Consider the following 6,732-nt stretch of genomic DNA (forward strand, 5'->3'; position numbering starts at 1 on the left):
CGCATCGCTCTGTCCAAAACATCTTGATCCAAACAGAGTGCAGGAAAACTTGAAGTACTTACGCGATATAGTTATCATGAAAGGACTTACACCAGACGCCAATCTAGTAAGTATTTCCGAAAAAACCCGTCCTGCTAGACGGGTTTTTTCACATCTGCATTAAGATTATCCCTTCAAAGCGTTGATCGCAATAACAAAATCACCTTCAAATTTTCTCATAAACAACACTTAACGCTCAAAAAACAACCCATGTATACGTATATTTTACGTATAATATACGTATACTATATGTAAAATATACGTATACATGGAATAAAAATGATCTTCGTAATCTGCAATGAAAAAGGCGGTTCAGGAAAAAGTAGTCTAGCTCAAACTCTCGCAGTTTATTTAAAATCCAAAGACAATAGTGATCCTCTGCTTATTGATGCAGATCCCCAACGTACTACGGCAGAATGGGCAGCAGAAAGAGCAGAGAGCGATTTACCACAAATTCCATGCATTGAATTGACCGGAAATTTAACTAAATCTCTTCAAGATTTAGATAAGCGTTATGGGACAATAGTTATTGATTGTGGAGGGGCTGACTCTAAAGCTATGCGCTCTGCACTTGCCTATGCAAATATAGCCATATTACCCTTTAGACCCAAACGAAGAGACTTAAAAGTAGCTCCGGCTATGGCTGAAATTATAGAAACAGCACAAGCCTTAAATAATAAACTCCAAGTATTTACCTGTGTAACCCAAACCCCCACGCTACCAAGCCAAGGGTATAGAATTCAAGCAGCTAAGAACCTTCTAATGTCATTAAACTTAAACCCATTGAATCACATCACCAGGAACTTAAATGGATGGGATGATGCAGACGAGTCAGGACAGAGCGTCTTAGAATGGGAACAAGATACTAAAGCTGGAGAAGACGCCAAATCTTTATTTGATGAATTGATGGAGGCTATCAATGACAAATAATCCATTTTCCGATATTAAGAAAAAAAGTAAATCTACCGATTTATCTAAGTTTATTGATGAAGCAAAAGTAGATGGTACATCAGATAATCTTGATAAAAATGAACGTAGAGGTTCAAGCTATATTGATAAAGAAACAGGTACAAAAGTAAAACTAACAGGAAAAATATTACAAGTTCCTGTCAATGGATATGAACTAAAAGAACTAGAAAAGGGAGCTAAAAAAATGGGGCTTCCACTTGGTAGCTACTTAAGAACACTAGGGTTAGATGCAGCAGAAAAGTACTGAGTATATGTATAGAGATTAAGCCCAATAGAATTGGCATCAAATACTCAGATGCGGATTACGTAATTTATGTTCAATTAACTAAACTGAGCGACCTATTTTATTAATCGATTAAGTACTTCTGTTTTATTATGAAGCTTTGCATATTCTATGTGTGATATAGCTAAGTCACATGAATTAATATCATATCCAGCGTCAAGCATTTCATTGATAAGATTAAGATCATCACTGTAAATGGCATCCTGAAACATTCTGTGTTCAGAAGAAACTCCGCGAGAAGCCAATATATCAGAGACATCTACATTTTGTTCTTTACCGCAATGCTTACATAGCTTGGCTTCAGATTTGATTAGCTCAGCGCAATACTTACACTTTTTTTGTTCGCCTGATTGAATAACCTTAGCTTCGATAACTTCAGTTTGCTTGCTAACGACAAGTGACAACACAACTCCAATCGGACCTAATAACAAACCGAGAAAAAACCAACCGAAGCTACTGCGCCCTTTGTTGCTAGCAGAAACGGCCGCAATAACACCACACAAAGCCCAAAAAACACCAACACCGAATGACATCGCTACACCTCAAAAAGAATCGGCTAATAAGAAGTATCATACTATAAGGCTCAAACTAGATAAAAAACTAACTCTACTAATGGGGATATGAAACCCAACGGTACGGTTTTGTACGTTAATCATTAAATCAACCAGTTAGAACGGCGTTACGTTTAAGTAGACCCTACGATTATTGGCAAAAAACACGCAAAAAATCAGCATACGTCATTACCTATGTGTCACTACTGGCTGTGTCATGATTAAAATGGCACATTTGTTTTTGTTAGCGTACGTTTTCGTTCCATTGGGCTTCATACACTTAAAACTGGTCAAAATTACAGCGATCATTTTGTTTCATTGACAATTACATGTATAATGTGATCATTATCACAAAAAAGAAGTTATTATGATCCTTGTTACTCTAAAGTTCAAAAAACAAAACAGTGAAGACACCGCTGAAATAGAGCTTCAGGCTATTCCTTCTATAGGTTCTTCCATAATCATTAACGATAAAATTACTAAGGTTGAGGACATTATTTTTGACACCAGAGGTGAACAATCAATTTTGATTCACTGCTCCCGACCTACAGATTTTAACTCAAAACCCCTGACAAAATTGTTTAAAGTTAGTCAATAATAAGGTGCGTTAAATGTCCATTATGTTAAATAGCCAACTTAGCCTCTAAAAACAGGTATCTTGGGCTCTAAGAAGCACAAGAAGCCGTTTTTCACACCTTTGGTAAGCAGATGTACGACTAAAACTCTTTGAAAGTTTGTGACACTTTTAAGGCCATTTACAATGGCTATTGGAATGCATTTGATCTCACCTTCATTTATTACCGTAACCTCTGTTTTTTCATCTTTCTTTGTGTAGTTTTATGTCACGTTTAAAATTAACAACTTTTCATATTATTACCCCTCCTTAACCTCATTGTTTTTTCTCTATTACAATAAATAAATCCATCTAATGTCGGTTTAAAACTCTCGCAGAATTTACAATAAAAACATATAATGTACGGACAAAAAAATAGCAAAAATACGGACAAATCAAATGAAAAACAAAAAACAAAATGTACGTACAAAAATAAACAAATCAGAAAGGCTTGAACTAAGGTGCACAAAGGCTTTCAAAGAATTATTGCAAGAAATTGCCGTACAAAATAATATGAAAATTTCAACACTAATAGAGTCAATATGTACGGACAAAATAAAAGACTATTTTTCGGACAAATCATCTCCTATAGTTAAATCAAAAAAAACAAAGAAACCTGTTTCAGAAAAAACATTGAAACAGGCTCCTATCACTTCTAGTGAAAAAGGAAATAAACAAAACAATTACGAACGTGAAATTTTGAGGATGATGAAAGAAGGTCTGACTCCAACCAAAACAGCAGAATGGTTGAATGAAAATGGATTTAAACCACAACGTGGGGATCAATTCACTTTAAGTAGCGTTAATTCTATACGCAGAAGATTAAAAAAGAATATGTGACACGTTTTTGGACAAAAACGAGTTTAAGCTTAGATCTAGTCTGAACTAATACAGTTAAGTTAAGCCTCGGTAGCACCTTCAGGTTCGACTGGTTCAGACGATGACTCATTGTTATCAGTAACAAGACCAATTAGAAACTGCAGAGGTTTTGTAAGTGCTTTATGTGTAAATGTTAAGAATCATCTGGTTCTTCGAAATTTTCAGGGTATTTAGCACTTAGAAGCTCACGCTCTCTAACTTGAATCAATTTAACAGATTCTTCGCTGATGAAAGTTCCTCGGATCTCTCGAATAGTATTAGCTACCCCAGATGTTGATGCCTTAATCTTGCCTGCCTTAATGTCGAAGTCAATCTCTCCACCACAAATTGCAACTGACAAAGCTAGCGCCATAAATGAGCCTTTATACACAACACTCAAAGGGCTGTTGTAAGATAAAGAGACCACATCCAAAGGTATGTAGCTGTACAAACCACCTTGGTGCATACAAAGAGGGTAATTTCTGTACACTTCTGTTTTTATTTCCCCGTGCTTATATTTCTTACATCGAGTAGTTTCAGCTTTAACAACTTCTGCTAAATACTGTTCGAAAGATATGAGCATTTCATTAATTCGAGTGTCCGTCGGGTTCATTGAAACAAGGGATTCATCTAATTCCTTGAGGAAACTGTGAGCAGCGTTATATAGCCTAGTTACCTCCGTTAAAAGTTCTCCTAAATCCATTGCTCTGTAGGAGTCAGCTTTTCCATAAACTATCTCGAACGACTGCACTGTTAAGTCCGTTTGCGTATGATCCATTTTTTAATCTAAGCTCCTACTTATTTTTGACCAGATCACACATTAACGTATGAATTATTCTAAGGGAAATTTATTCAACAGAGCACAGTAGATTTCTGATTCTAAGTGGGAATGGGGCAGAAATGAGTTTGGAAATATCACCTCTATCTGATCCCAATCAGCAAAGAAAACACTGCTTCTAGTAAGAACTATGCTTTCTTTCATTCCTGCACAGAATGTTTCTTGTGAACATTAATCAAACCAAAATATTACCACTGCATACCCCTTCAAATTTACTCAGAGTCCCTCCCTTTTTGTTCGCTTCGCATTACAAAATCGGGAAGAACGCTTCGAAAATTTCGCGAACCTGCTCGCGCTATGTAGAATTAAAAAATTCCACATAGCGCGAGTATTAATAAGGCTTATATTAATTTCACGCAACATAAGAGCTGCAACAAAATAAATGCAACATGAATAGTTTGCAAATTGAAAGTCTAAATGTGATACTGAAATTTGCTACCTTTCTGCATTTTATGCAGAAGCCTGACCTCTATAACCACTTTGGTTTGGTCTGCGAAAATCAAATCCGCGCTTAGTCAGAGAACTAAAAAATGATTTTGTCTCAGGGGAGTACGACCTAGTTAACATCGTATACGGTGGCAATGATTGTTGAACCATCGGAGCATCTCAAAGTAGCAAAAACAATAAATCAACAACGCTTTTCACTGGCGGATAGTGCTCGGTTTTAGGTGTGAACAGTCAGCCCGTTTTTACGTTAAAAACGAAATGGCGAACGGCAATGCCGTCTGAATATTTTTACGAAAATATTTAGCTAGTTCTTACGCACACATCGAGATTTATTATGAGCTTTGATCCTATTGCAGCGGGTGAGGCTGCCAAAAAAATACGCACTTTACGCAAAGGGAAAAACTACAAAAAACGCACATCTAAATTAGAACCGTTTCGTGCAGAAATAGCCAAAATGTACACTCACGACTATTCTTTAGAGCTTATTCAATTACATCTTAAAGATAAATATAATCAATATGCAGCTCGCAGTACTATCCTTCGTTACCTCCATTCCATAGGAGTAACACGTAATGGCTAGAGGGCACTTCGCCAAATCAGAAACTCAAGCCGCCTCTGTAATGAAAGAAATGCAAGGACAAGGTAATGTCATTGAGTCAGTTGGAACGGCTAGAAACTATGAGCAAGCACTGAAAACCTGTTGTGAGTATTTAAAAGAATTTAAGCTAGGCTCTCTCCGAGAAATAACCCTAGAGAAAGCGCACACTTATTTAGAAATACGTTCTCAAGAGTGTTCACAAAAAACCATCGATATGGATCGTCAGGCTATCCAGGCCATGATGCAGAATGTTACTCACGAACTGAAAGAAACAGAAAAAATTGATGTTATAAAATCCTCAATCGATACTATTAAATCCTCACGTTCTTATACTCCGGAACAAGTCAGCGCAATCATTCAACACCAAACTGAGCATCACTCTCTCTCAGTACAACTTTGTTATGAAGCTGGTCTACGCGCTCACGAGCTGCTCTCCCTACGACCTTCTGGTGAAGTGAATCCAAGCCCACGGGACGTACACCCAAATAAATTTTCTCACCTCCCCAATGAGTCAAAAACCTACACAATTGACGGGAAAGGCGGTCTTATTCGTGAAGTACAAATCCCCAATCATTTATCGGAACGTTTAGAAGAACGTAGACTCGACACACCCACAACAGTGATTGATAGAGGCATAAATTACGAATCACACTACAACATAGCCGGAGGACACAAATTTTCTGATTCGTTCAGCAAAGCGAGTTCTCGCGCTCTAGGCTATTCAAACGGTGCTCACGGCCTACGCCACAGCTACGCTCAAAATCGTTATGAACAATTAGCTAATCACTTTAAACGTATCGATGTAATGACGATTATTTCTCAAGAACTCGGGCATTTTCGACCAGATATTACAGAGGTATATCTAAGATGAAAGCAGGGGTTCTAACATTACTTATAATTGGATTAATACAAATTTTCGCTGCACCATATGTAGATTGGTTAACGCCTTCTGATGCAATATGGCTTGTAGATAAAACAATTCAAAACGAGACAAAAATGCTAGCACAGGGCGCAAATACGCTCTGGTATCAATGGCAATCTTGGGGTTACATATACATATTTCTGGTAATCACTGCTTTAACTTTAGGAACAATTTACAACAAAATACGCACGATATCGGATGTAGCCTTAATAGAAGCCAAACTAAAATTAGAACAAAAAACCGAAGAAATGGAGAAAATAAAACGCGAATACCGCGACCAAATAGAACAAGAAGTTCAAAACAAACACTCCCAAGAATCAAAACAACTAAACCTAAAAGCTCAAGAACTCCACACCATTCAAACTCAAATAGAAATACAAAAAGTTGAATCACATGAAAACCTAAAAAAAGCGAATCATGTAGTACGTAGACAACAACAAGAAACCCAAAGTAAATTAGGACAAAGAGATAGATTGAGACAAGAAAAAAAACGAATAGCTGAATTCTTAGAAAAAATGGATTGGAAATTCACAGATGGAAGAAAAATAACATATACAGAATTATCAAGATTAGCAAAAGAACATAAGAAATACTGAGACAGAAAAAAAATAAAG

The 6,732-nt window shown here is 36.8% G+C and carries 8 protein-coding genes; 6 read left to right on the plus strand and 2 right to left on the minus strand.

Translation table 11 applies throughout. The annotated features are described in order from the left end of the window. Positions 1-318: 318 nt before the first annotated feature. On the plus strand, positions 319-969 hold the full coding sequence (locus tag R3X26_RS18570) for an AAA family ATPase (RefSeq protein ID WP_317718813.1): 651 nt from the start codon (positions 319-321) through the stop codon (positions 967-969). Then, entirely contained in the window at positions 959-1,255 is a 297-nt protein-coding gene (locus tag R3X26_RS18575; RefSeq protein WP_317718814.1) for a hypothetical protein, read from the plus strand. The genes R3X26_RS18570 and R3X26_RS18575 overlap by 11 nt, the downstream gene beginning before the upstream one ends. Positions 1,256-1,347: 92 nt before the next feature. On the opposite strand, the gene R3X26_RS18580 is transcribed toward R3X26_RS18575, so the two are convergent. Continuing rightward, entirely contained in the window at positions 1,348-1,824 is a 477-nt protein-coding gene (locus tag R3X26_RS18580) for a hypothetical protein (RefSeq protein ID WP_317718815.1), read from the minus strand. A gap of 1,030 nt (positions 1,825-2,854) precedes the next feature. Between R3X26_RS18580 and R3X26_RS18585 the strand changes: the two genes are divergently transcribed. Beyond that, on the plus strand, positions 2,855-3,295 hold the full coding sequence (locus R3X26_RS18585; RefSeq protein WP_317718816.1) for a recombinase family protein: 441 nt from the start codon (positions 2,855-2,857) through the stop codon (positions 3,293-3,295). Between the two features lie 172 nt (positions 3,296-3,467). Here R3X26_RS18585 and R3X26_RS18590 read toward each other — a convergent pair whose 3' ends face one another. After that, entirely contained in the window at positions 3,468-4,064 is a 597-nt protein-coding gene (locus R3X26_RS18590; protein WP_317718817.1) for a hypothetical protein, read from the minus strand. A gap of 868 nt (positions 4,065-4,932) precedes the next feature. Here R3X26_RS18590 and R3X26_RS18595 point away from each other — a divergent pair. Genes R3X26_RS18595 through R3X26_RS18605 form a run of 3 tightly spaced genes read left to right on the plus strand, consistent with a single transcriptional unit; the run spans position 4,933 to position 6,714 of the window. Then, positions 4,933-5,178 carry a hypothetical protein gene (locus tag R3X26_RS18595; protein ID WP_317718818.1) on the plus strand — a complete coding sequence of 82 codons (246 nt, stop codon included), beginning with the start codon at positions 4,933-4,935 and terminating at the stop codon, positions 5,176-5,178. Further along, positions 5,171-6,067 carry a site-specific integrase gene (locus R3X26_RS18600; RefSeq protein ID WP_317718819.1) on the plus strand — a complete coding sequence of 299 codons (897 nt, stop codon included), beginning with the start codon at positions 5,171-5,173 and terminating at the stop codon, positions 6,065-6,067. The genes R3X26_RS18595 and R3X26_RS18600 overlap by 8 nt, the downstream gene beginning before the upstream one ends. After that, positions 6,064-6,714: a hypothetical protein gene (locus R3X26_RS18605; protein ID WP_317718820.1), complete on the plus strand. Its 651-nt coding sequence runs from the start codon at positions 6,064-6,066 to the stop codon at positions 6,712-6,714. Before R3X26_RS18600 ends, R3X26_RS18605 begins: the two co-directional genes overlap by 4 nt. The last annotated feature ends 18 nt before the right edge of the window (positions 6,715-6,732 follow it).

Origin of the sequence: Vibrio sp. TH_r3 (assembly GCF_033101115.1) — a bacterium.
Lineage (GTDB): Bacteria > Pseudomonadota > Gammaproteobacteria > Enterobacterales > Vibrionaceae > Vibrio.